General features: G+C 44.6%; 23 protein-coding genes. 9 read left to right on the top strand and 14 right to left on the bottom strand.

The window, feature by feature from the left end:
• Window positions 1-451: 451 nt before the first annotated feature.
• Window positions 452-688 carry a 50S ribosomal protein L28 gene (gene rpmB, locus CXF58_RS10520; protein ID WP_057761372.1) on the top strand — a complete coding sequence of 79 codons (237 nt, stop codon included), beginning with the start codon at window positions 452-454 and terminating at the stop codon, window positions 686-688.
• A 133-nt stretch (window positions 689-821) separates the two neighbouring features.
• Window positions 822-977, top strand: coding sequence for a 50S ribosomal protein L33 (rpmG, locus tag CXF58_RS10525; protein ID WP_010201403.1), 156 nt, complete (start codon window positions 822-824; stop codon window positions 975-977).
• A gap of 174 nt (window positions 978-1,151) precedes the next feature.
• Here the strand turns inward: rpmG and CXF58_RS10530 are convergent, their stop codons facing one another.
• The 12 genes from CXF58_RS10530 to ispH form a co-directional block, all read right to left on the bottom strand.
• The gene (locus tag CXF58_RS10530; RefSeq protein ID WP_068403843.1) at window positions 1,152-1,463 is read right to left on the bottom strand and encodes a hypothetical protein; all 312 of its coding nucleotides are present in this window, start codon (window positions 1,461-1,463) and stop codon (window positions 1,152-1,154) included.
• Window positions 1,464-1,669: 206 nt separating this feature from the next.
• A complete protein-coding gene (locus CXF58_RS10535; RefSeq protein WP_068403841.1) occupies window positions 1,670-1,981 on the bottom strand; it encodes a hypothetical protein in 312 nt (103 codons plus the stop codon).
• 119 nt (window positions 1,982-2,100) lie between these two features.
• Window positions 2,101-2,460 (bottom strand): hypothetical protein, encoded by a 360-nt coding sequence (locus tag CXF58_RS10540; RefSeq protein ID WP_068403839.1) that lies wholly within the window; start codon window positions 2,458-2,460, stop codon window positions 2,101-2,103.
• A gap of 73 nt (window positions 2,461-2,533) precedes the next feature.
• Window positions 2,534-3,223, bottom strand: coding sequence for a ribulose-phosphate 3-epimerase (rpe, locus tag CXF58_RS10545; protein WP_068403837.1), 690 nt, complete (start codon window positions 3,221-3,223; stop codon window positions 2,534-2,536).
• A gap of 123 nt (window positions 3,224-3,346) precedes the next feature.
• Entirely contained in the window at window positions 3,347-3,664 is a 318-nt protein-coding gene (locus tag CXF58_RS10550; RefSeq protein ID WP_102077504.1) for a TIGR03643 family protein, read from the bottom strand.
• 332 nt (window positions 3,665-3,996) lie between these two features.
• Window positions 3,997-4,887, bottom strand: coding sequence for an S-formylglutathione hydrolase (gene fghA / locus CXF58_RS10555; RefSeq protein ID WP_068403835.1), 891 nt, complete (start codon window positions 4,885-4,887; stop codon window positions 3,997-3,999).
• A 192-nt stretch (window positions 4,888-5,079) separates the two neighbouring features.
• Entirely contained in the window at window positions 5,080-6,552 is a 1,473-nt protein-coding gene (locus CXF58_RS10560; RefSeq protein ID WP_226928889.1) for a C13 family peptidase, read from the bottom strand.
• A gap of 253 nt (window positions 6,553-6,805) precedes the next feature.
• Complete coding sequence (gene htpG, locus CXF58_RS10565) at window positions 6,806-8,812, bottom strand: molecular chaperone HtpG (RefSeq protein ID WP_227678608.1); 2,007 nt, start codon at window positions 8,810-8,812, stop codon at window positions 6,806-6,808.
• 282 nt (window positions 8,813-9,094) lie between these two features.
• Window positions 9,095-10,624, bottom strand: a complete 1,530-nt coding sequence (locus tag CXF58_RS10570) for a catalase (RefSeq protein ID WP_289051341.1) — start codon at window positions 10,622-10,624, stop codon at window positions 9,095-9,097.
• A gap of 317 nt (window positions 10,625-10,941) precedes the next feature.
• Window positions 10,942-11,757 (bottom strand): thioesterase family protein, encoded by an 816-nt coding sequence (locus CXF58_RS10575; protein ID WP_102077476.1) that lies wholly within the window; start codon window positions 11,755-11,757, stop codon window positions 10,942-10,944.
• Window positions 11,758-11,859: 102 nt separating this feature from the next.
• Window positions 11,860-12,105, bottom strand: coding sequence for a hypothetical protein (locus tag CXF58_RS10580; protein WP_068403832.1), 246 nt, complete (start codon window positions 12,103-12,105; stop codon window positions 11,860-11,862).
• Window position 12,106: 1 nt separating this feature from the next.
• The gene (gene ispH, locus CXF58_RS10585; protein ID WP_068403830.1) at window positions 12,107-13,063 is read right to left on the bottom strand and encodes a 4-hydroxy-3-methylbut-2-enyl diphosphate reductase; all 957 of its coding nucleotides are present in this window, start codon (window positions 13,061-13,063) and stop codon (window positions 12,107-12,109) included.
• A 431-nt stretch (window positions 13,064-13,494) separates the two neighbouring features.
• Here ispH and gmk point away from each other — a divergent pair, with 431 nt between their 5' ends.
• Both gmk and rpoZ read left to right on the top strand, forming a co-directional pair.
• Window positions 13,495-14,121 (top strand): guanylate kinase, encoded by a 627-nt coding sequence (gene gmk, locus CXF58_RS10590; RefSeq protein WP_068403828.1) that lies wholly within the window; start codon window positions 13,495-13,497, stop codon window positions 14,119-14,121.
• 202 nt (window positions 14,122-14,323) lie between these two features.
• A complete protein-coding gene (rpoZ, locus tag CXF58_RS10595) occupies window positions 14,324-14,584 on the top strand; it encodes a DNA-directed RNA polymerase subunit omega (protein WP_068403827.1) in 261 nt (86 codons plus the stop codon).
• 51 nt (window positions 14,585-14,635) lie between these two features.
• Here rpoZ and CXF58_RS13855 read toward each other — a convergent pair whose 3' ends face one another.
• Complete coding sequence (locus CXF58_RS13855; protein ID WP_180952573.1) at window positions 14,636-14,803, bottom strand: hypothetical protein; 168 nt, start codon at window positions 14,801-14,803, stop codon at window positions 14,636-14,638.
• 230 nt (window positions 14,804-15,033) lie between these two features.
• Here CXF58_RS13855 and CXF58_RS10600 point away from each other — a divergent pair, with 230 nt between their 5' ends.
• The 4 genes from CXF58_RS10600 to CXF58_RS10615 all read left to right on the top strand — a co-directional run bounded on the left by CXF58_RS10600 (window position 15,034) and on the right by CXF58_RS10615 (window position 21,757).
• Window positions 15,034-17,223 carry a RelA/SpoT family protein gene (locus tag CXF58_RS10600; RefSeq protein WP_068403825.1) on the top strand — a complete coding sequence of 730 codons (2,190 nt, stop codon included), beginning with the start codon at window positions 15,034-15,036 and terminating at the stop codon, window positions 17,221-17,223.
• Window positions 17,224-17,351: 128 nt separating this feature from the next.
• The gene (locus tag CXF58_RS10605) at window positions 17,352-17,732 is read left to right on the top strand and encodes a RidA family protein (protein WP_068403824.1); all 381 of its coding nucleotides are present in this window, start codon (window positions 17,352-17,354) and stop codon (window positions 17,730-17,732) included.
• 150 nt (window positions 17,733-17,882) lie between these two features.
• Window positions 17,883-20,180, top strand: coding sequence for a primosomal protein N' (locus tag CXF58_RS10610; protein WP_068403823.1), 2,298 nt, complete (start codon window positions 17,883-17,885; stop codon window positions 20,178-20,180).
• 371 nt (window positions 20,181-20,551) lie between these two features.
• A complete protein-coding gene (locus CXF58_RS10615) occupies window positions 20,552-21,757 on the top strand; it encodes a cation diffusion facilitator family transporter (RefSeq protein WP_068403822.1) in 1,206 nt (401 codons plus the stop codon).
• Between the two features lie 164 nt (window positions 21,758-21,921).
• Here the strand turns inward: CXF58_RS10615 and CXF58_RS10620 are convergent, their stop codons facing one another.
• Entirely contained in the window at window positions 21,922-22,236 is a 315-nt protein-coding gene (locus CXF58_RS10620) for a hypothetical protein (RefSeq protein WP_068403821.1), read from the bottom strand.
• Between the two features lie 179 nt (window positions 22,237-22,415).
• On the opposite strand from CXF58_RS10620, the gene CXF58_RS10625 reads away from it, so the two are divergent.
• On the top strand, window positions 22,416-23,120 hold the full coding sequence (locus CXF58_RS10625; RefSeq protein WP_068403819.1) for a hypothetical protein: 705 nt from the start codon (window positions 22,416-22,418) through the stop codon (window positions 23,118-23,120).
• Window positions 23,121-23,167 lie beyond the last annotated feature (47 nt).

Here is a 23,167-nt window from a genome sequence, read left to right on the forward strand (position 1 = left end):
GCCATGTATCGAAAAACTGGGACTGTGACAGTCGGGGCAATTGATCTGTATTTGTGTCTTCATAACCTCAAATATATCATCTTGCTTCGGCTGTCACCCTTCCTTTATTACTCCAGCATACTTTTTGATACACCATCAAAAATCGAACTTTAGTATTAAATAATCAATCACATAGCACACGCAATTCAGGGTATAATAGCTATCGTTTAAAGCGACGATTATTATAAAAATATTTGAATATTCATTAGTTTTATGGTATAAATGTCGGCTTTAAAATTTTCTGAATTGGTTTGCCTGTTATTTGCCTTTAGATGACAGTAATATCAGCTCAACCTTCATAATAGTTTTGTTTGGTGCAAAGCTGCCGCTTGCTGTGTCCATGCCGCAAAAACGTGCAACTTGCCCAGACTGGTATGAGAATCCCTCATACCTCATAGATTAGGAGTTCGCCATGTCTAGAGTTTGCCAAGTGACTGGAAAGCGCCCTATGGTGGGTAATAATGTTTCGCACGCAAACAACAAAACCCGTCGTCGCTTTCTACCAAACCTTCATAACCATCGTTTTTGGGTAGAGTCTGAAAATCGTTTTGTACGTCTACGTGTGTCTACCAAAGGTATGCGCATCATTGACAAACTTGGTATCGACAAAGTGTTAGCGGATCTACGCGCACAAGGTCAAAAAGTATAAGTTAAGATAAGCAGCTTGAGTGGTCGATAATTTTCACCTTCCAAGCTGCTTTTTGGCTACGTTCTTCGTAGCAACTGACCTTTTTGCACTCGTACCTATCGTTTGAAGACCCCTCATTTACAGGAAAGCTATCATGAGAGATAAAATTAAATTAGTATCAACTGCTGGTACTGGGTATTACTACACCACTACCAAAAACAAGCGCACTATGCCTGGTAAAATGGAAATCAAAAAGTTTGATCCAAAAGTACGCCAGCACGTCATCTTTAAAGAAGCAAAAATCAAATAATTTATCACTAAATTATTTGAACAAAAAAAGGGTTTATCAATAGATAAACCCTTTTTTTATTGCCAGTTTTTGACCCACCAACCATTTCAACCATACACTATTTTAACCAGCTACTATATTTCGTTCTTACAGATTTAGAAGCTATAAATTTAGAAGACATCAGCCTGTTTAGCCTTAGCTATAGTGAGTGGGTTCTTTGTCATAGACATGGGCATGCCACTGGCTCATCTGTTTTTGCATAATGACCTGAATCGCGGCATGAATCATGTGCTGACCAATCGCTTGGGTATCGCTGCCTAGTATTTCTTTCAGCTTATCAGAAAAATCGATGGTCATCAGCGGTGCTTCTTCTTCCTCGGCATCACGTAACAGCAATTTGCCATCCGCTGCTTCAACCAACTCAAGCGTGGTTTCTTTAGCAAATCCAGCGAACTGATCGCGACTATCGTTATCTACTTCTATTTCATTATCAATATCGTATGGCATCTATTTTTTCCTTATTATCCCGCTTTATGTCTGTAAAAAGGCGCTGACTTCGTTTATAAAATCTTAGTTTTACAGATATTCGGGCAAAACTATCTTACTTATACAATGGACGCTTTGCACCGACAATTCAAGGCCTGACGCGTAAGTGTTTTGCCTAAATGCTATTTAATACTACTTATCAACCTTATGAACGAGCTAAATCGCTATTAACGCCAATAGCGTAATTTCGCTAAGGTAAATAAGAAAGCAACAAACATCCCCAGATAATACATTTGCTTGAGCTCAAGCGACGGGTCGCGATATTTAAACGGTAAAGCTACGGTAGCGGTGGCAGTTGGAATAATAAGCAACATGAGTAGCCAATTTTCAAAGACGTGTAGCCAGCCTTGCAGTCCGGTACCATGGCGCAGGTAGGATAAGCCTAAGAGCAAACAGGCGATAATCAGCAAAATAAACAAACTGTTTGGAAGGTCTTTTGGGAAAATAATATCGGTGATTTTCTTAGAGGAAGTAGCCATACTAGCAAGTGTCCAGTCGCATCATAAAGCGCGACTTATTAAAAAGTAGAAATCGATGAATGCCATAAAGACAAAGTTTTAAAAGATAACCATGTTAAAGCGCTAACATCAGCCAATTATTAGCTATAAGTGCCCATTAACCAAAGCATGGCTATACAAGAGGTTAAATAGCCCAAGCTAATAGCGTTCCAGCTTGCGATATGCAAACCTTTGAGCTTATTTAAAATGCGCGAACCGAGCCAAAAAAATAGCGGAATACCAATCATAAAGGCTGGCACTATCACTGCTGCATGACGCAGCACTTCTCCGACATCATCGCCAATCAGCAGGCGAAAACCATAACCAGAGAGACTAAGCACCAAGGCAAAAGCTGCCATGCCAATAGTGATACCCTTAGGTACTAAGCTTGGGGCTTGCGACTGTTTTTCTTTTATAGGCTCAGGCGATACTGACGAGTTAATGGGCTTTTGCGTGTTCATATTTCACCTTTATATAGCTTATCGAGTCCATCGTTATAACCTTAACACTCATACTAATAGTTATAAATGGGGATTAATAACCATTTGCCAAGGCTAATTCGGCGCGCATAGCGTCGATGGCAGATTTATAATCTTCTTGATTAAAAATAGCGGAACCAGCGACGAACATATCAGCCCCCGCTTCGGCAATCGCGCGGATGTTACTCGCTTTAATGCCGCCATCTACTTCTAGTCTAATATCGCGACCACTGGTAATGATACGCTGACGGACTTGGCGCACTTTATCTAAGGTACCATCAATAAATGACTGCCCACCATAGCCTGGATTGACGCTCATCAGTAAGATTTGGTCAACCTTGTCCATCACATAATCTAAATAATGCAGCGGTGTTGCTGGATTTAAGACCAAGCCACATTCAGCACCGCTATCTTTAATCAGCTGCAAAGAGCGGTCAATATGGGCGCTGGCTTCTGGGTGGAAGGTGATAATACTCGCACCCGCCTCTAAAAACTGCTCGATCATGCTATCGACTGGCGATACCATAAGATGGACATCAATCGGCGCCTCGATACCATAGTCACGCAGCGCCTGACATATCATGCTACCAAAGGTTAGGTTAGGCACATAGTGATTGTCCATCACATCAAAATGGATGACATCAGCGCCCGCCTCCAATACCTTTTCGACCTCCTCACCAAGTCTGGCAAAGTCAGCTGATAAAATAGAAGGCGCGATAAGATAAGGTTTGGCTGGGCTAGTCATAGTTGAGCTACCTATTTGGGTTGGTATAAACATTTAATAAAAAAGCTTTTAATCACTGGAATTGGTATTTAGATACTACACTTATTAAACGATTGGTTTTAAATGAGCCGTTTTAAAAAAACGTTAGCGCGGTTTATATTGGCTCTTACAATACGCGCGACCGACATCAAACGGACGCTTTGCTTGATGCTTGGTCACACGGCTGGTGACACGCCGTCGCCATAGGCGAAAAGACGACGGCTTTAACTCTTGGCGCATCAGCTTGATGACTGCGGTCTCGTTTAGAGCGTAGCTGTGCGCTATCGCTTCAAACGGTGTTCGGTCTTCCCACGCCATCTCTATCACCCGCGATAATTGCACGGCATCAAGCGCGTTAATATTAGCTGCATTAGCTGACTTTACTTTGCGAGTTTCTGATTTGACATTATCTTTTTGAACCATATTAGCTTGCTGCTTATTTTTTAAAGCCGCCCTCATATCAGCCATATCCGCTTGCATCGCGGCCAGCGATAATTGAGCCGCCTGCTGTCGATTAGTCAGATTTGTCTTCGATGGCGCTATCAGATTATTCATCATAAAACTTACCTTTAAAAAAGTTTTGCCTATTGGCAAGCTCGCTCTATTTTGCATCAATCTGTTTTGTACCGATCTATTTTATAACAGTAAAGGCGCTTGATTAAATAATCAGCGTAACGCTCTGTCAAGTTATATGACAGACGATACGCTCAGCTATTAGACGGCTATTATTTGTAGACAGATATTATTGGACAGGCTTAGCCCATTTGCGCCATACGCCAGTGGTGTTCGATGTGGTCATTAATCACTGTTTGGATAAAGTAATAGCTGTGGTCATGACCGGCTTGATAGCGTAACGTCAATGGCTGCTTGGCCTTGTCACACGCTGCTTGTAGCTTAGGCGTTTGCAGCTGACCTTCTGCTAAAAAATTATCAGCCGCGCCTTGGTCGACCAAAATACTGGCATACTGCTGGCCGACTTCTACAATCATCTGTGAGGCGTCCGCTTGCGCCCATAGCGACTTATCATCGCCGAAGTACTCTGCATAAGCGGCCTGCCCCCATGCCGACTCACTGGCAGCACAAACAGGCGATAAGGCGGAGACACTGACAAACTTACTTGGGAACTTAAAGCCCAATAGTAACGCCCCATGACCGCCCATCGAGTGGCCTGTGATGCCGATACTATCAATCGGAAACTCTGAGCGCAGTAAATCGTATAATTCATCAACGATATAGCTTTGCATATTAAAATGTTCTGCCCACGGTGCTTGCGTCGCATCGACATAATAGCTTGCGCCCTGCCCGACAAAATAACGCTCATCGTTTGCGACCTCGTGTGCGTCATGACTTCTAGGAGAAGTATCCGGCGCAATAAATATCATGCCAAGCTCGCTGCATTTTTGTTGAAAATGCGCTTTATGGGTGACGTTATCGGCATTGCAGGTCAAACCCGAGAGATATAAAACAGCCGGACAACGGCGCCCAGCCAGCGCTTCATCTGGCAGATAAATACTAAAGGTCATCGGCGTTTTGGTCGCGGTGGACTCATGACGATAATAATGCTGCTCGCCATCGAAGCAGCGATTGACGCTGATTTGCTCAATCTTTGAGTTGGTAGACAAACTGTGTTTATAAGAATTATTCATAAGTGACATCCTTTTTATCCAAGACGAAATAAGCGCTGAGTGACAACTGCCCATCCTTACTATTAGCAAGCAAACTGTTAAAGACAAGTAATTCAGTAAAGTCAATTAAAGACAGTCGGTCACTCGAGTAGTATTTTAAAAGTTCAAAAAGCGCGCCTTAGTAGCGACATAAATCTAATTTATCAGCAGGCCTTAGTCATTTTCAGGCAGATTATCGATTATGTTTGCCGTATCAGGAGCTTGAGTAACCTTAACAGAATTCGGCTGATTAGTCATATTGGCGAGTGCTGGGCGGGTTTTAGCAAACAGTACTTGCTCAAATGCTGGCAGCGCGGTTTCCATTAAGCTACCAATGACCATCTGCGGCTCTGATGGCTCAAAACCCATATAAAGCTCACGTTCTTGCACGCGGTAAGCGGCGTCTTTAAAGGCATCAGAAAAACTGGTGTTTTCGCGCAAGCTCTCCGCAAAGAAGGCCTGTCCAAAGTAAGTCATCTCAGCACTATTGGTGCAACCAAATGACATTTTATCAGCGGCGGAGGCAGTAATAATCACCGTTGTTGGCGACGCCAACTCATCGATAAATGAGCCTGAATAGCACGCCGACACCACAATTACCCGCCAGCGGATACCGGACGCATCTAACGCTTCACGCAGCCACGTAGCATCTAAATTATCCATCGCTAATGGTGGATTTGCCAGTTGAATAATATTCTCATCACCATGTGACGATAGGGTAAGAAATAACACATCTTCATCAGCATTCATCTGCTGACCGATGGTTTTTAACCCGCGCAAAATACTGGTCTTTGTCGCAATTGGCTCATCTAGCCACGTATAGTTATTATTAATCAATGCCAGCGAATGGCCACTGGTGCCAAAGCGCACATCAAACAACTCACGCACTTTATTAATCTCAGAACGAAAGACGTTTTGGTCTGAGAATCCTGCCACGCCCATAAAATACCAGTCACTTTTACCCGGTATACTCGGGTCGATACGGTCTAAAGCTTGCTGCAATAATCGCGGTTGCTCGTATAAAGCCGCTTCTTCTAGTACCGGCTCAACAGGAATTTGCTTAAATATCGGCTGGTCGGCGACGTTGCGCTGCCAAATGGTCAATAATGCCACTGCTCCTACTAAGACGATGATTCTCTCCCACCAAGAAATACGCAGGCGGCGGAAAAATATCCATAATAAAGCGAGGGTTTGCCATAAAAACAGCACTAAAAATAAAATGGGTAAAAAAGAATAACTCCAACTTGGCAACCACCCATAGCTGCCAAAAAACTGTACCAGGCTTTGCAGTAACGCTGATAGCGTATCGGCAACCAGCCATAAAATAACAGGTACAAAAACCAGCGTTTGATTGCCAGCGCGGCGGGCTAAAATAATACCGCCGAGCAAAATAATCATCGGCCAAATTAAATAGCTGACCAATCCTTGCTCATTAAAGACGCTGCCATTTGCGGCGGCTAACCACGAGAATAGGACATTACTACCCAGTGCCAATATGGCGAATACCGCAAACTGGATAAAGGTAGGTTTTACCCAAGAGAACGCCCGCGTCGACCCGACCAGCATCCATAAGGTAGCAATAATATTGGCCGCGAAATTGAGCGAGAAGCGCTGAAGCGATACGGTTTTTAATGACGCAAGTGACAAAGACTTAGACCTCTAGCCAGTCGAGAGAAATAACGCCAATTTATTATTATTTGACGATAAAATAGGATTGAAAAGCGAGAAATTTAACTTAATATTTTAGCTCGCTAATCTATCGCGATTGTAACGGATTGTCGCTCAAGAGGATAAGGCTGATTTGTAAAAACTGCCGAAAAATTACTCTAAACGTTGATCGACAATCCATTAAAAAAGGAGGCCTTAAAATCAAGACCTCCTTTTTATTAAACAGCAAATATTATCGCATCAATAGCTCATTGACGCGTTTTAGATAAGCGGCTGGATCTTCTAGTTGACCGCCATCGGCAAGTAACGCTTGGTCAAAAATGACCTGCGCCAGCTTGTCAAAATTGTCGTCAGACTGCTCGCTACTCTCTAACTTTTTAATCAGTGGATGATCAGGATTGACCTCAAGCGTTGGTTTGCTCTCTGGTACATCTTGACCCATTTGCTTCAGCATCTGAATCATCTGCGGTGACAGCTCACCTTCACCAACGACTAGACACGCTGGACTATCAACCAAACGCGTTGAGACTTTAACGTCTTTTGCGCGCGCGCCAAGTGCTGTTTTTAGCTTATCAACGACTGGCTTCATCGTCTCTTGCGCTTTTTCAGCTTCTGCCTTTTCTTCCTCATCTTGCAAATCGCCCAAATCAACCGCACCTTTGGCGATATTTTGTAGCGGCGTGCCATCAAATTGGGTTAAGAAGTTCATCGCCCATTCATCGACACGGCTGGTCATCAAAATAACTTCGATGCCTTTTTTCTTAAATAGCTCAAGTTGTGGACTATTCTTTGCCGCCGCCAAATTATCAGCCGTTAAATAATAGATGGCTTTTTGACCGTCAATCATACGACCTTTATAATCTTCAAAGCTGGTCTCAACCTTGTCATTGGTGCTGGTGGCATAACGCAACAATTTGGCGATACGCTCTTGATTGCCCATATCCTCACCAAGGCCTTCTTTAATCACATCGCCAAATTCGCTATAGAATTGGGCAAATTTTTCTTGTTTATCGCTGTCTTCGCTGTTAGCAAGGCTCGCCAGCAAGGTCAAAATACGGCGCGCGTTACCATCTCGGATAGATTTGACATCGCGCGATTCTTGTAGAATTTCGCGGCTGACGTTAAGTGGCAGATCCGCTGAATCAATCACCCCTTTCACAAAACGCAAATACATCGGCAGCAATTGCTCAGCGTCGTCCATAATAAAGACGCGCTTCACATAAAGCTTTAAACCGTGCTGCTGCTCACGCGTGTATAAATCCATCGGCGCTTTTTTCGGAATATATAAAAGCTGGGTATACTGAACGCGACCTTCAACGCGGTTATGTGTCCACGTCAGCGGCGCATCCATGTCATAAGTGATGTTTTTATAAAAATCGATATATTCATCATCTTCAACCTCAGATGCTGAGCGAGTCCATAAGGCACTGGCTTTGTTAATGGTCTCCCATTCATCGGTCAAGACCATCTGACCGCCTGCTGGCGCGTCACTGTCGTCGCTCTCTTCTTTCACATCTTCTTGCCAGACTTCTTTACGCATCTGGATTGGCAAGCTGATATGGTCTGAGTACTTATTGACCAAACGCTTGATTTTACCGCGGTCTAGGTAATTATCTTCACCCTCACTGTACTCTTCTTTTAGATGCAAAGTAATGCTGGTACCGCGCGTCTCTTTGGTGATTGGCTCAACAGTAAAGCTACCGGTACCGTCTGAAACCCAGCGTACGCCTTTGTCAGCAGGCTCGCCCGCTTTACGCGACTCAACGCTAATGGTATCAGCAACGATAAAACCTGAATAAAAACCAACCCCAAACTGACCGATTAATTGTCCATCTTGTTTTTGCGATTCAGATAATTTGTCGAGGAAAGCCTTAGTACCAGATTTGGCAATCGTTCCTAAGTTTTCGATAGCGTCGGCTTCATTCATCCCGATACCGTTATCGATAAAGGTAATGGTTTTGGCATCTTCATCGACAGCGATACGAATCTTTAACTCGCCATCATCTTCGTACAAACTGTCATCATTCGTCGCTTCAAAGCGCAATTTGTCGCAAGCGTCCGAGGCGTTCGAAACCAATTCACGCACAAAAATATCGGCATTAGAATAAAGCGAATGCGTCACCAAATGCAGCAGCTGCGCCACTTCTGCTTCAAAACTGTGTTTTTTTAATTCTGGGCTGTCTTTATTAATATTGATGTCATTAGCGTTTTTATTATCCGCTTGGGTCTGTTCACTCATAAAAACTCCTATTATTGATACCAAAAATGCTGTTACCAGCAGACGTTAATCACAAATTTTCAAATACTAGCAGCTGTGCCAATCTGCTTGTTAAGAAGGCGCTATAAATACTGCTAGGCTGCCTAATCAGATAGGGGCACGGGTAAAAATTTCAAGATCAAATAGGCTAAACTAAGCTAAAAAAATAATTAAGCATAAAAAAACCGCCCCAGTTTCCTAAGGCGGTGTTTTTATGCTTAATATAGAGCAGCTAAATTCTATCGTTTTCATTTTCTACAGATATTATAAACAGCTAGGTAAATGACGAGCAGGATCATTCTCACGTGCTGCCATAGCGTCTTCAACGCTCATGCCAAGGGCTTTGGCAACGCCTGTACCGTAAGCTGGATCACACCAGTTACAGTTGCGAATATGACGATATTTAATAAAATCAAGCGCATCACCCATCGCGCGGGCGGTATTATCAAACAACACTTGCTTTTGCTCATCGTTCATTAGGTTAAACAGTGCGCGCGGCTGGCTAAAATAATCACTATCGTCTTCACGGAAATCGTAATGCGCTGCGTAGCCATCAATCTTTAAAGCTGGCTCAGCGTACTGCGGCTGATCTTGCCACTGCTCAAAGCTGTTTGGCGTATAGTGTGGACGACCACCATAGTTATCATTGACACGCATTTGACCGTCGCGGTGGTTACTGGTCACCGGACAACGAGGTTTGTTGACTGGGATCTGCTTGTGATTGACGCCAACGCGATAACGCTGAGCATCGGCGTAGCTAAAGAGACGCGCTTGTAGCATACGGTCTGGTGAGGCACTGATGCCAGTCACGAGATTGTTCGGCGCAAAAGCCGCTTGCTCGACGTCTAAGAAATAATTGTCTGAGTTTTTATTAAGCTCAATCTCGCCAACTTCAATCAGCGGATAATCCCCTTTTGGCCATACCTTGGTCAAATCAAACGGATGGTAAGGTACTTTATCGGCATCGGTTTCTGGCATGATTTGCACGTACATTTTCCACTTCGGAAAGTCGCCATTGTCGATGGCATTGAGCAAATCTTCTTGATGGCTTTCACGATTCGAGGCGATAATTTCAGCAGCTTCGGCGTCGGTTAGGTTTTCAATACCTTGCTGAGTACGGAAATGAAACTTGACCCAAAAACGCTCATTATCGCTATTGATAAAGCTATAAGTATGCGAGCCAAAGCCATGCATATGTCTATAAGAGGCTGGGATACCGCGGTCGCTCATGGTAATGGTGACTTGGTGCAAAGACTCTGGCAATAATGTCCAAAAGTCCCAGTTATTGGTCGCCGAACGCATATTGGTACGTGGGTCACGCTTGACCGCTTTATTTAAATCTGGAAATTTGCGCGGGTCACGAACGAAGAACACTGGCGTATTATTACCGACCAAATCCCAAATGCCTTGCTCGGTATAGAATTTTAGGGCAAAACCGCGAATATCACGCTCAGCATCAGCCGCACCGCGCTCACCTGCCACCGTACTAAAGCGCGCAAACATCTCCGTTTGCTTGCCCACTTCGCTAAAAATATCAGCACGCGTATATTGAGTAATGTCATTAGTGACAGTGAAAGTACCAAACGCGCCCGAACCTTTGGCGTGCATACGGCGCTCTGGAATAACCTCGCGGTTTAAATCAGCGAGCTTTTCGTTAAGCCATAAGTCCTCTGCGAGTAGAGGACCGCGTTTGCCCGCGGTTTTGCTATTTTCATTGTCTACCACCGGCGCGCCATTACTCATGGTCAACGGCGTCATATCGTAAGGGCATTTTTTATCACTCATATCGTTCATGGCCATATTCCTTTAGTTATCGTTGTTGCAAGGATAAAGTGAAAGGTAACCTTCACTATCAAAACCCATCCTAGCAGTTTTGAATCACCTTGCCTCGTTGTGGTATTCCATTACAACCGATTTTCAATTATTTGTATAATCAATTAACTATATACTTTCGATTTGCTTTATATAATTAGATAACAAAATTTTTATAGCCTAACGTTATGAACTCAATAACTATTTAACAGGACAAACCGCAGCTTTGATAGCGTTACGTTTGGTTGCTCGTTGTTTAACCCATACTTATCTAATACATAGCTATTTAATAGCTAAAATTAACGCGGCATAGGGCGGATAGTCAGGATTTGCTCACTGCGACCAAACGGCCCGTGCACATCATGTAGCACGGCACTGGTCAGTCCAATACCGTCATCGCCGTATTGTTGCACCGCTTCGATGCCAAGCCAGCGCCCTTTTGGCGCGCGATGCATATGGATTTGCAAATCCGTATTGGGGAACATCCATTGCAATTCTGATAAGCCGAGCCCCAAGCGTGGCACGACGCCATTGGCGGTATCGACCATCCCCATTAGATGTACCAAATCGTCAGTCATTTCGCCTTCTACCATCTCGACATCATTGGTAATCCATACCATACCACGACCAGCACAGCGATCAGGCTCAGCAACCAAGCGAACGCTTTCGATAAAACCGCCCGGCCAGCCTTTCATACCCTCCCAAACAGGCAAATCCTCAGGCTGATGCAGCGCTTTTTGATCTTCAAGTCCGGCAATTTCGCTAGTATCTTGGGTCAGCAGTCGCCAAGCACGCGCGATAATGGTATCACGGCCACGACTGCTCATGACCGCTTCGATTAGCTCAATCGTTTTACCCGGACGGATACAACGCGTGGTAACGGTAAACTCATCAAGCGGTATCAAGCCTAAAATATCCAGACTGATACGAGCAATACGCATGTTTGCTTGCGGCGCATAACCTTCAATCTCAGCGGTCAGCAGGCCAGTGGCTGGCGCCATATGCTGCTCGTGTTCATTCCAAGCGCCTTGTGCATGTTTGGTTGGCTGATAATGGGCAACGCTAACGCCACCTTCTAGCTGTTCGCGTTTGATAAACTGATAATAAGCTGGCATGAACATCCTTAATCTAATCTTCTTTATTAATGCTGTATTCTCGACCACTTTAATAGGTTGGTCTTTTCATAATAACGGTTATATTTAATTTACCTTTAGCATTTACTTGGTAAGCTGTTGCTTTCTCATCATGAGCATGGTGCGACTTTTGGCCATTATAAATAGAAAAAACGCCATGACAGCGATAAGCGCGCCATATAAAAGACTATACTCTTTCATAAATTGCGCAGTGTTCAGCACCAGCATGACAATCAGCACAACGATGGTAAACAGATTAATTTTTAACTGTTTATTAATCTCAGCAAGCGTCGCTTCTGCTAACACAAAGCCTTTTTTCTGCTTATTCATGCTATTTACCTACTTGCGTAACCGGGATTCGTAGTGCTTTTGGCAAGCTAAAGGTCACGTTTTCTTCGATACCTGACAACTCACTTGGTAAATCTCCGCCCCAATCTTGCAATTGTTGTAGCACTTCTTGGATTAATATCTCAGGTGCAGACGCGCCAGCAGTAACGCCAACACTTTGAATGCCATCAAACCAGTTTCTATCCATCTCAGTAGCGTTATCAATCAGATAGGCACGGCAATCCATACGCTCAGCCAACTCACGCAAGCGATTAGAGTTTGACGAGTTTGGCGAACCAACCACCAACACCACTTCACAACGACCAGCTAAATCTTTGACCGCATCTTGGCGGTTTTGGGTGGCATAGCAAATATCGTCTTTGCGTGGGCCTTGAATACTGGGGAATTTTTCACGCAGCGCATCGATAACGCGCGCGGTATCATCCATCGAAAGAGTCGTTTGGGTTACAAAGGCCAAATGTTCAGCGTTTTGCACATTTAAAGCCTCAACATCGCTTTCATTTTCGACCAAATGAATTTGCCCGCCGTGGCGACGATTAAAGCGCCCCATAGTGCCTTCAACTTCAGGGTGCCCTGCATGACCAATTAATACCGCATCCATACCGTCTTGGGCAAATCGAGCCACCTCGATATGTACCTTAGTGACCAGCGGACAAGTGGCGTCGAATACGGTCAAATCACGGCGCTCTGCTTCATCTTCGACCGCCTTTGAGACACCATGCGCCGAGAAAATCACGATTGAACCATCCGGCACTTCGTGCAGCTCTTCGACAAAAACCGCGCCGCGATTGGCCAAATCTGAGACCACAAATTTGTTATGCACGACTTCATGACGCACATAAATGGGTGGCTCAAAACGTGTCAATGCTTCGTTCACTATCGCAATCGCGCGATCCACACCAGCACAAAATCCACGTGGATTGGCAAGATAAATTTGCATAAGAGGGCCTATCATTAGATAATTTATGGTTACAGCTCAACGTCAAACTGCTTAACCTCAAAACTTGGGATAACATCCATGCTCTACTTTAGCATAATTTGCTTTCATTGCCTTTGAAAATAGCCATGTTTCAAATCAACTGAGCATTAACGTTCATTGACACAGCGCCTTTTAATGCAAAAACAGACAATAAATAAGATTAAGTGCTAAAAAGCTTGCGCGAATTAAATAAAAGCGCGCCAAGCAGTTTATAATGACGTATCGATGAGAAATCAATACAACTCTATAGCGCCATACTTGATGGCGTTTTTTGTTTTTACCAGCTCAACACTTATTTGCGCCGTTTTTAGCTTTTTATTAGCGCACACTTTACTAGTACCTATTCCATTGTGGCACCTTACATTAGCAAACCATCCATTAGGAAAAACCGTATGACAGGTTCATTATTTATTATTACCGCCGCCTCAGGCACGGGCAAAACCTCACTGGTCAAACAGCTACTGGCCACCACCAACGACTTGACCGTTAGCGTATCGCACACCACGCGCGCGCCGCGTCCCGGCGAGATTGATGGTCAGCATTACCATTTTACCGACGTTGATAAATTTGTCACGGCTATCGGCGAAGGCAAGTTTTTAGAGCATGCCGAAGTGTTTGGCAATTATTATGGCACCTCAGAGCAAAGCGTGCGCGCGCAGCTGGAGGCAGGCGTCGATGTTATCCTTGAGATTGATTGGCAAGGCGCGCTACAAGTGAAAAAGATATTTACCGATGCGACGATGATTTTTATCTTGCCGCCAAGTTTAGCGACCTTACGTCAGCGCTTATCGACGCGTGCGCAGGATACCATGGAAGTCATCGAGCAACGCTTGGCGGGCGCGGTCACGGAGATGGCGCAATATGTACATTTTGATTTTGTGGTGATTAATGACAATTTTGAAGTGGCGTTAACCGAACTAAAAGCCATTATCGTCGCCGACAGACAAACCCTTAAACGCCAGCAGCAGCGCTATCATCGCACTATTGCCAATTTGCTAAATAGCCAAGTCGACGAATAAGCAAAGAAAACCTAGGGGAAAGAAAGCTTAAAAGTAAAAAATCTCGATTTTCGTATAACTAACAGCAGATATAAAAAGCAACTACGCGCCTAAGCAAAAAATGCTATAATGTCCAACTATCCCCCTTTTATATTTTTGATATTATTTTTATTGAGTGACGGACAAGCGCCGTGACTGATAAAAACAACCGAGGTAGCTATTTATGGCACGAGTGACGATTGAAGATTGTTTGGATAATGTTGATAATCGCTTTGAGCTGATTTTGGTCGCCAGTAAGCGCGCCCGTCAATTGGCCAAGGGTATCGCTGAGCCGATGGTTGACGTCGATAACGACAAGCCTACGGTCTTGGCATTACGTGAAATTGCTGCCGGCAAAATCACCCGTGATATTTTAAATCAGCCAGAGCATAACTTTGCGACAAGCTCATTAGATTTGGCTTTGTCGGGCGATCATAGCTTTTAATACAGAGCAGTTTTTAGTAAAACCTAACTTTTAGCAATAAGCACGACCACTTTATTCTGTGCTGACATTGCGAAAAGATAAGAACCACAGCGTCGGCTGTGGTTTTTTGGTTATGAAACGACTGATAACACCAAACGCTTGCCAATTATTGCGACCACTTATAGCGAAAATCATACCACTCAGGTAGAATTTTTTATTTTCTGCCAAACTTACGCGCATAAGAGTTGACATTGAGAACGATTTACGATTAATTAGAGGGTGGTCTGCCCTCTTTTCGCTTTGTGCGTTTTAAGTTAGTATGCTTTGACCTAATAGCTTACTCTTTTGCATAACCGCCGCTTATTCATCCAGCTATCATTTACCCAACAGTCCTAAACCCATTAAAAGTCCGTAGCCGACGAACCGTCCTGAACTGATAAATAGGTATTGGAAAATAGGATTACCACCTTATGACTCAAACCTTGCCCAAACTCAGTCATCCTTTAGTTGATGATGCTCAATACAACCTGCTGCGCTCAGTAGGTTATCTCACTGCGGCTGAACGTAGTGATATTATTGATGCCTGTGAGTTCGGTGATATAGCGCATATCAAAGATAAGCGCAAATCAGGGGAGCCTTATATCACGCATCCGATTGCCGTCGCCGAAATATTGGCAGGCTTTCGCTTGGATCGCGATACCATTATTGCGGCCATCCTTCATGATACGGTAGAAGATACCGAGGTTACCGCTGAGGATATTGAGCAGCGTTACGGTAAAATAGTATCCAGACTGGTCGATGGCGTGACCAAATTAAAATCATCAACCCATAACAAGCAAGAAAACAAAGCCGCCACCTTTCATAAAATCTTGACCGCCACCCTTGCCGATCCGCGCGTCTTGATTATTAAACTGGCTGACCGCTTGCACAATATGTCGACGCTCGATGCGGTACGTCCCGAAAAACAGCGCACCACCGCGCAAGAAACCTTGGATTTTTATGTACCCTTTGCGCGCTTGATGGGTCTCAATGACATTGCCGATTATATCGAAGTGCTGTGTTATCGTAATCTTGATTCTGATATGTATAACAAGCTGTCTGATAAGCTGCTGCAACATGGACTTGGGCGTAATTTTCAAAGAGAAGCCATTCATCGCTACTTGAGCATTGTGCTAAACAACCTTGATCTGAATGGCATGGTCAAAGTTTTAGACAATCGCGTCGTTATCTTCCGGCAGTTTTTCCGTAATCGCGGTGAAATCAATGCACTACTGCGCCACTATGCGTTTGAAATTGTGCTTGATAACATCGAAGCTTGTGACAAGCTTGCTTATTATCTCATTAAAAAATACCAGATTGATGACAGTCATATCGCTGATAACATTCGTCGTCCACTGCCCGGTGGCAATCAGTCGCTCACCCTTATTTATGAGCGTGACAATGATTTTGTTAAAGTCACCATCTTAACCAAGCAAATGCAAAACGCGGCAAGGCTTGGCGTTATTGGTGCCGAACACGCCTCCGATGTCAGCCAGTCGGTTATTCAAGCATCACTGCGTAATATGAAAGACTTGGTTGACGAAGACACGTTAGATGCCGATAGCCCTGATTTCTCCGCGGCCGTTTCTACTATTAATGAGCTGATGGATTATTTACACTCGAGTAAAATCATCTGCTACAGTCCGCAAGGCCGCGCTTATGAGCTGCCACAAGGTGCCACAGCCCTAGACTTTGCTTACGCCGTCGGCCCTATGGTTGGCAATGTTGCGGTCGGTGCCAATGTCGACAACAAACATGCAAAACTCGGTACGGTGCTGAAAAACGGGCAGTTGGTCGAGATTGAAGTCAGCAGTCATTCTGAACCAAAAGCGGAATGGCTCGGCTTTGTGGTGACCAATAAAGCCCGCGTGGAGATTTTACGTTGGTTTAAAGACTTATCGCCTGCAGATAAACAGCATCATGGCAGAGAGGCTTTAGACCGCGCGCTAAAAACCTATCAGAAAAGCCTCGATGATTTGACCGAAAGCGATTGGAAAAACCTGACCGAATGGCGGGGTCTAACAGAAAAAAATGCGCTGTTTGAGCAAATCAGCTCGGGCACGCTGCTGCCGCAACTGGTGGTCACCCGTTTGTTTAGCGATGAAGTCAGTGATATGCAATCGCAAGAAAGCGTTGATGATATGACCCAACCGCAACAATTGATTGTCAACGCTTCAGGCGTTGAGCTTGATTTTGCCAATTGTTGTCATCCGATTTATGGCGACCCTATCGTTGGCCATTTATCACGTCATGGTCTGGTTGTGCATCGCCATAAGTGCTTTTCGTTAGACGATATCCGTAAAGACAATCCTTATCAAGTTATCCAACTGCGCTGGCGCAATGATAAAGCCATTAAGCAAGGCGACTCATCCGGGGAACATAACAGCAAAATCCGCTTCCCTGCTTACTTAAAACTATCTATTGCTCTAAGCGACGAGCAAATCAGTGAAGTGATTTATCATCTGCGCCAGTTAAATATCGGGGTCGAAAAGGTCGACGTGCGTAGCAGCGACACCATTATTCATATCGTCGTGCGTAGTCGCAATCATTTAGCGCAAGGCATTCGCGAGTTGCGTTCGCTACTTGGCTTCCCTAATATTATTAGGCTTTATCAATTATAAAAGCCGTTAAAATACATGTTAAAATCTATCCCTTTTAAATCCATTCAATATTGAGCATTTAATATCGCCTGAAATTTTTTGGCCAATTTTTTAACCAAAAAACATCAAAAACATCATAAGGAAATCATATGACCCGTCAAACCATTCAAACCGATAAAGCGCCAGCCGCCGTTGGCACCTATTCACAAGCGGTAAAAGTAGGCAATACTGTTTATATTTCCGGTCAACTGGGCTTTGACCCTGATACCATGGAGCTAAAAGAAGGCTTTGAAGCACAAGCTAAGCAAGTATTTGCAAACATCAAAGCCATCTGTGAGGCAGCCGGTGGCAGTTTAAATGATGTGGTTAAATTCAACGTCTCTTTAACCGATTTAAATGACTTTGCCGCGCTAAACGACGTATTTATCGCCAACTTAAGCGAGCCATATCCTGCCCGCGCTGCCGTACAAGTAGCGGCGCTACCTAAAGGCGGTGTGGTTGAAATCGAATCTATCATGTATATTGAATAAGACGATTATTGAGCATTCCTGAGCATTACTGGTTTATAGTAAATGATAATAAGCTTAGCTTCATGCTAAGCTTATTTGTCTGTGCCTGTTTAGATTTGCGTTGTTGTTTCTATCCTCTATTCATTCGATAAAAGACTGCGAAGCCCAGTTATGTTGCTACAAGTTGCCCTGCCCGTGCCCCTTTATCGGGTATTTGACTACCGCTTGCCGGCAAACACGCCGACATTAGCAAATGGCGCTGCCATGGCGCTACCAGCGATTGGTAGCCGTGTTGAGGTACCTTTTGGTCGTCAAACCTTAATCGGTATTGTCATTGCTCATATTGAGGAAGCGGCTAGCGACGTACCGACGAATAAGCTCAAACCTATTAATAAATGCTTAGATGCTGAGCCCATTTTAGACAGCAATATGCTAAAGCTCGCGCATTGGCTGGCGCGTTATTACCACTATCCGCTCGGTGACGTGTTAGCGGTGATGTTGCCAACCCTCGTACGCCAAGGTAAGCCGCTGGATTTACTCACTACCCATTGGCGGATTTTACCGCACGTCACTGATGCTGACTTTCATAGCAATGCCAAAAAACAAAAGCAGCAGTTTGAGATGCTTAAGCTACACGGTGAGCACGGCGCTAGTGAAGACGTCCTATTATTAGAAGGTATGCAGCGACCCTTCTTAAAGATGCTAGAAGAAAAAGGGCTTATCGAGCGCTATATTGAAGCGAAATCTGCGCCCGCGCCCGTTACTTTAGCAAAAATGCCGCTTGACCTAAATGAGGAGCAACGGCTTGCCGTCGATGGCATTATTGCTGCGCATGAAAATAAGCAATATACGGGGTTTTTATTAAATGGCATTACCGGTAGTGGTAAGACTGAAGTCTACTTGCAAGCGATGCAAGCGGTCTTGGAAGCGGGCAAACAAGTTTTGATACTAGTGCCAGAGATTGGATTGACGCCGCAGACGCGCGCGCGCTTTGCCAGTCGCTTTGCCGCTCATATAGTCTTATTACATTCGGGTATGAACAATACCCACCGCCTGCAAGGTTGGCAAGATTGCCGTACTGGTCACGCGCAAATTATCATCGGTACACGCTCGGCGGTGCTGTATCCGTTTGCGAATTTGGGCTTAATTGTCGTCGATGAAGCGCATGATGGTTCTTATAAACAGCAAGACACGCTGCGCTATCATGCCGCTGACGTCGCGCTGTATCGCGGACTCCAAGCCAATATTCCCGTCGTACTTGGTACTGCGACGCCTTCGCTTGAACATCTAAAACTGGTCGATGATGGCAAGCTTATCGAATACCAACTGCAAACTCGCCCTGGTAACGCCAAACCTGCAACCATGCAGCTGATTGACGCGCGCCAGCAAAGCACCCATCAACAGACGACAGACGACGGTGCACGTTATGATACCGGATTGACCGACGCGCTTATCGGCGCGATACGGCAAACGCTAGAAGCGGGCGACCAAGTATTGATATTTTTAAATCGCCGCGGCTATGCGCCAGTTTTGCTCTGCGAAGCGTGCGGTTGGCAAGCCGATTGCCCGCGCTGTGATGCGCATTTAACCGTGCATTATAATAGCCAATCGCAATCCAATTCCTATTCAAACAGCTCTTATTTAAAGTGTCATCACTGCGACTGGCAGGCCTATATTCCGACGGTTTGCCCTGATTGTGGTAGTCAAAATTTGGACGCCAAAGGTATCGGAACGACGAGGCTAAGTGAAAATTTGCATGCAATTTTTGCCAATCCGCAAACCAGTAAAGCGCTGTATCCTATTATCCAAATCGATCGCGATACCACCAGACGTAAAGACAGCTGGGAGAATATTTATCAGCGTATCAATGAAGGCAAGCCTGCCATCTTAGTCGGTACGCAAATGGTCGCCAAAGGTCATCATTTTCCCAACGTCACGCTTGTCTGCTTGCCTAATGCCGATCGCGGTTTTTTGTCCGCCGACTTTCGCTCGCCGGAGCATACCGCCCAGCTCATGATTCAAGTGGCAGGCCGTGCTGGTCGCGGGGACAAATCGGGGCGCGTGCTTATTCAAACGCTGCAACCTGATAATGCGCTGTTATTAAAATTGGTAAAAGACGGTTACTTATCATTCGCACGTGAGCTATTGCAAGAGCGTAAAATGATGGGCTTGCCGCCGCATAGTTATGCTGCCCTAATACGCTGCGAAGGTAAAACGTTAGCTGCCACCACGCAAGCGCTAAAAGATGCCGTTGGTATTCTTCCAAACGCTCATAATCTTGCTGTTCTCGGCCCTATCGATGCGCCGATGAGTAAAAAGAACAGCCGCTACCACGCGCAATTACTGCTATTAGGCAAAGACCGACAGCAATTACATAGGGTACTCAATCACTGGTGGCAACCTGTACTTGCTTTGCCAAGCGCCAAATATCTAAAACTGACCTTAGATATCGACCCTGTCGGCTGGTAAACGTTCAATCTTAGAATACACCGCGCCAGTTTTAATCGTCATTCTATACATTAGCGTCAATAAAGAACGCTAGCCAAAATTCGCCTTATATCGTTTACTGCCTAGATACAGCAAGCCTTTAGTAAATGTGCTAAATTCTCTATAACTGTCTGGTTATGCATCGCAAGCCCAACTTTATAAGCAATCAAAGCTTTATATAGCGAGTGAAAAGTAATATCGATACATCACGCACTGCTGATATCAATTTTTCTTGCTTGCTGTGCCTGCGCAGACAGAGGCTACAAAAAATTGATATCAGCCATACCGTCGCGTTTTTAGGATATTTTGACTATAAATCCTCTATTTCACCTTTTATTATCCCGAGTATTGTTATGAATCAAGAGCGCCCGAAATCTAAACAACATGACCATTCTCATCAGAATGCGGCGATTGATACCCATAAACATGCTCAAAATCATGCAGATAATAGTAATATTCAAGACAGGTATACCAAGGATAATCAACACCATCATGACCACGATGAGCATCTAGAAGAGACGGTTGCACCGCGCGATACCAAGGGTTATCAGCGCACTTTGCTGTTTAGCTTTATCATCATTACAGGCTATATGTTTGTCGAAGCCATTGGCGGCTGGCTCACGGGTAGTTTGGCGCTGCTGTCTGATGCTGGTCATATGCTCAGTGACGCGGTAGCGCTTGGCGCGACGTTAATGGCCTTTAAAATTGGTGAAAAAGCGGCCACCCATCAAAAAACCTTTGGCTATAAACGCTTTGAGATTTTGGTGGCGACGGTCAATGGTGCAACGCTGGTTATTATTGCCATCATGATTTTTTATGAGGCGATTAAACGTTTTAACTCGCCGCCTGAGATTGCGACCCAAGGGATGCTTATCGTTGCGACCATTGGTATGCTGGTCAATATTGTGGTCGCTTGGCTGATGCATCGCGGCAGTCGCGGCACTGATACGCATGGGCATGCACATAATCATAACCATGGCGACAACCATGCACAGCAAGATGGACAAACTGAAGCTAAAGCACCAGTTAATTTAAATATGCAAAGTGCTTATTTGCACGTATTAAGTGACTTAATGGGTTCGGTTGCCGCTATCGTTGCCGCGCTTTTGATGATGAGCTTTGGCTGGGTTTGGGCAGATGCGGCAGCGTCGGTCATTGTGGCCATATTGATTTTATTTAGTGGTTATCGCGTGGTACGTGATTCGGTACATATCTTGATGGAAGGCACGCCAGAAGGCATCTCACTGGTAGAGGTCGAAGATAAACTACTTACCCATCCACAAGTCCAAAAAGTCCATGACCTACATGTTTGGAGTATCACCAGCGGTCTCAACGCCCTATCTTGTCACGTGGTCGTCGATGGTGAAATGAGTATTTATGAATCGAGTATCTTGATTGCCAGTTTAGAGCAGAGCCTTCTTGAGCTTGATATTCATCACGCAACGATACAGGTTGAAAGCTTAGCGCATCCGCAAACCAAAACCCATAGCGACGCCTTAGTCTGCGATATCTCCCAGCAGGCGACTAATAGCAATAGTCATATTGGTCACAACCATTAGGCATGATTTTAGGTAAGATTTCTAAGACACTAAACTTTAAACATTAGCCATTAATAAGCCAGATACGACATATCAAAAACAGTGCCCTTCTTATAACAATCAATTAAAACTAACCATCCATTAAAACCAACTATCCATTAAAACGTCGTCTATTTATGTTTCATTTATAAGCGACGTTTTGTCAAATAGTACTTTATCAAGTAATGGCTATAACGCAGCACAAACCAAATGAACCAAACTGCTGTTATGAGCCAAATACTTAGCCCCAGCCCCAACAGCGTCATGCGAATCCAAAAATCTAGCGCGCCGTCCATAAACTGTGGCAGATAAACCGGTCCCATATTTGACGCCAGTAGCAACCAAAATCCAAATACTAGCGCCAATCCTGCACCGGTAATTTTTAAAATCACTCTACTAAAAATTCTTAAGAAGCTCCGCCGATTATGATGATTTAGGAAGTATTTAGAGCCATTATCCATAAAAAAAGCGCCTAAGAAAGAGAGTTAATTTTAAACAAGCTTATATCAGGCGACTTTTTTCATTGTAATAGGATGTTAAAAATCATGGGAAATTTGGCCGCGTCGCCATATTTTTTATCTAAATTCTGTATACTTAAAGCTGAAACGCCCAATTTGCCACTACTGGATTATTTTCTGCCATGTCAAGACGCTCAGCTCCTTTCGTTGCTCCAAGCTACATTGATGACCCTATCTCAAGCGAGGGTAAAAAGCATGCCAAAGCATTGCTATCGACGCTGCAAGAAGATATTGCCAGCTTTCGAGATGAGCAGTTTCCGCCTGATATTTTGCGGCAAATTCGTGATATGCCGATTTATGAAGGCAATTTAGCCGAAGTCCAAGCTTATCAGCAGCGTTGGCACAGTCTGCTTGAGCGCGCGATGGCATTTTATCCGGCGGCCAATCTGCCACCCGACTATTTGCCTTTGCCCGCCAGCCTTGAGATACCGCAGTTTATTTATCATGTGCAAAGGTTACATCTGACCAAGACCCGCGCCAAAGAATCCAAAAGTTTTGGCTCGGTCGGAGCGCTGACCGATAAATGTGGCGATTATAGTGCCGATGAAATCGCCCGTATGAGTGCCGTATTTGACAATGATGATGAGGCACGTTTGGTGGCGCATCGTGAATTTATTGATTTGCGCGCATATGTATTTTGCCGCGATACCAAGGGCGAGATGCTAGAGCCTGAGCGCGTACGCTTTTACCGCACGGGGCTTATCGTTCATGCCCTACCTGATTTTAAAATCGTCGACAGTCGTCAGACCCCGCGGAAACGCCGTAACGATGCTTATAGCAATCCGCTGGCAGACAATGGCGTATGGAAGATTTATCGTAAAAAATAAACGATGTTCAAAATTTTTGACTATTGATCTACCCCGTTTTACTGCTT

The sequence above is a fragment of the Psychrobacter sp. Sarcosine-02u-2 genome (genome assembly GCF_002836335.1).
Classification (GTDB): domain Bacteria; phylum Pseudomonadota; class Gammaproteobacteria; order Pseudomonadales; family Moraxellaceae; genus Psychrobacter; species Psychrobacter faecalis.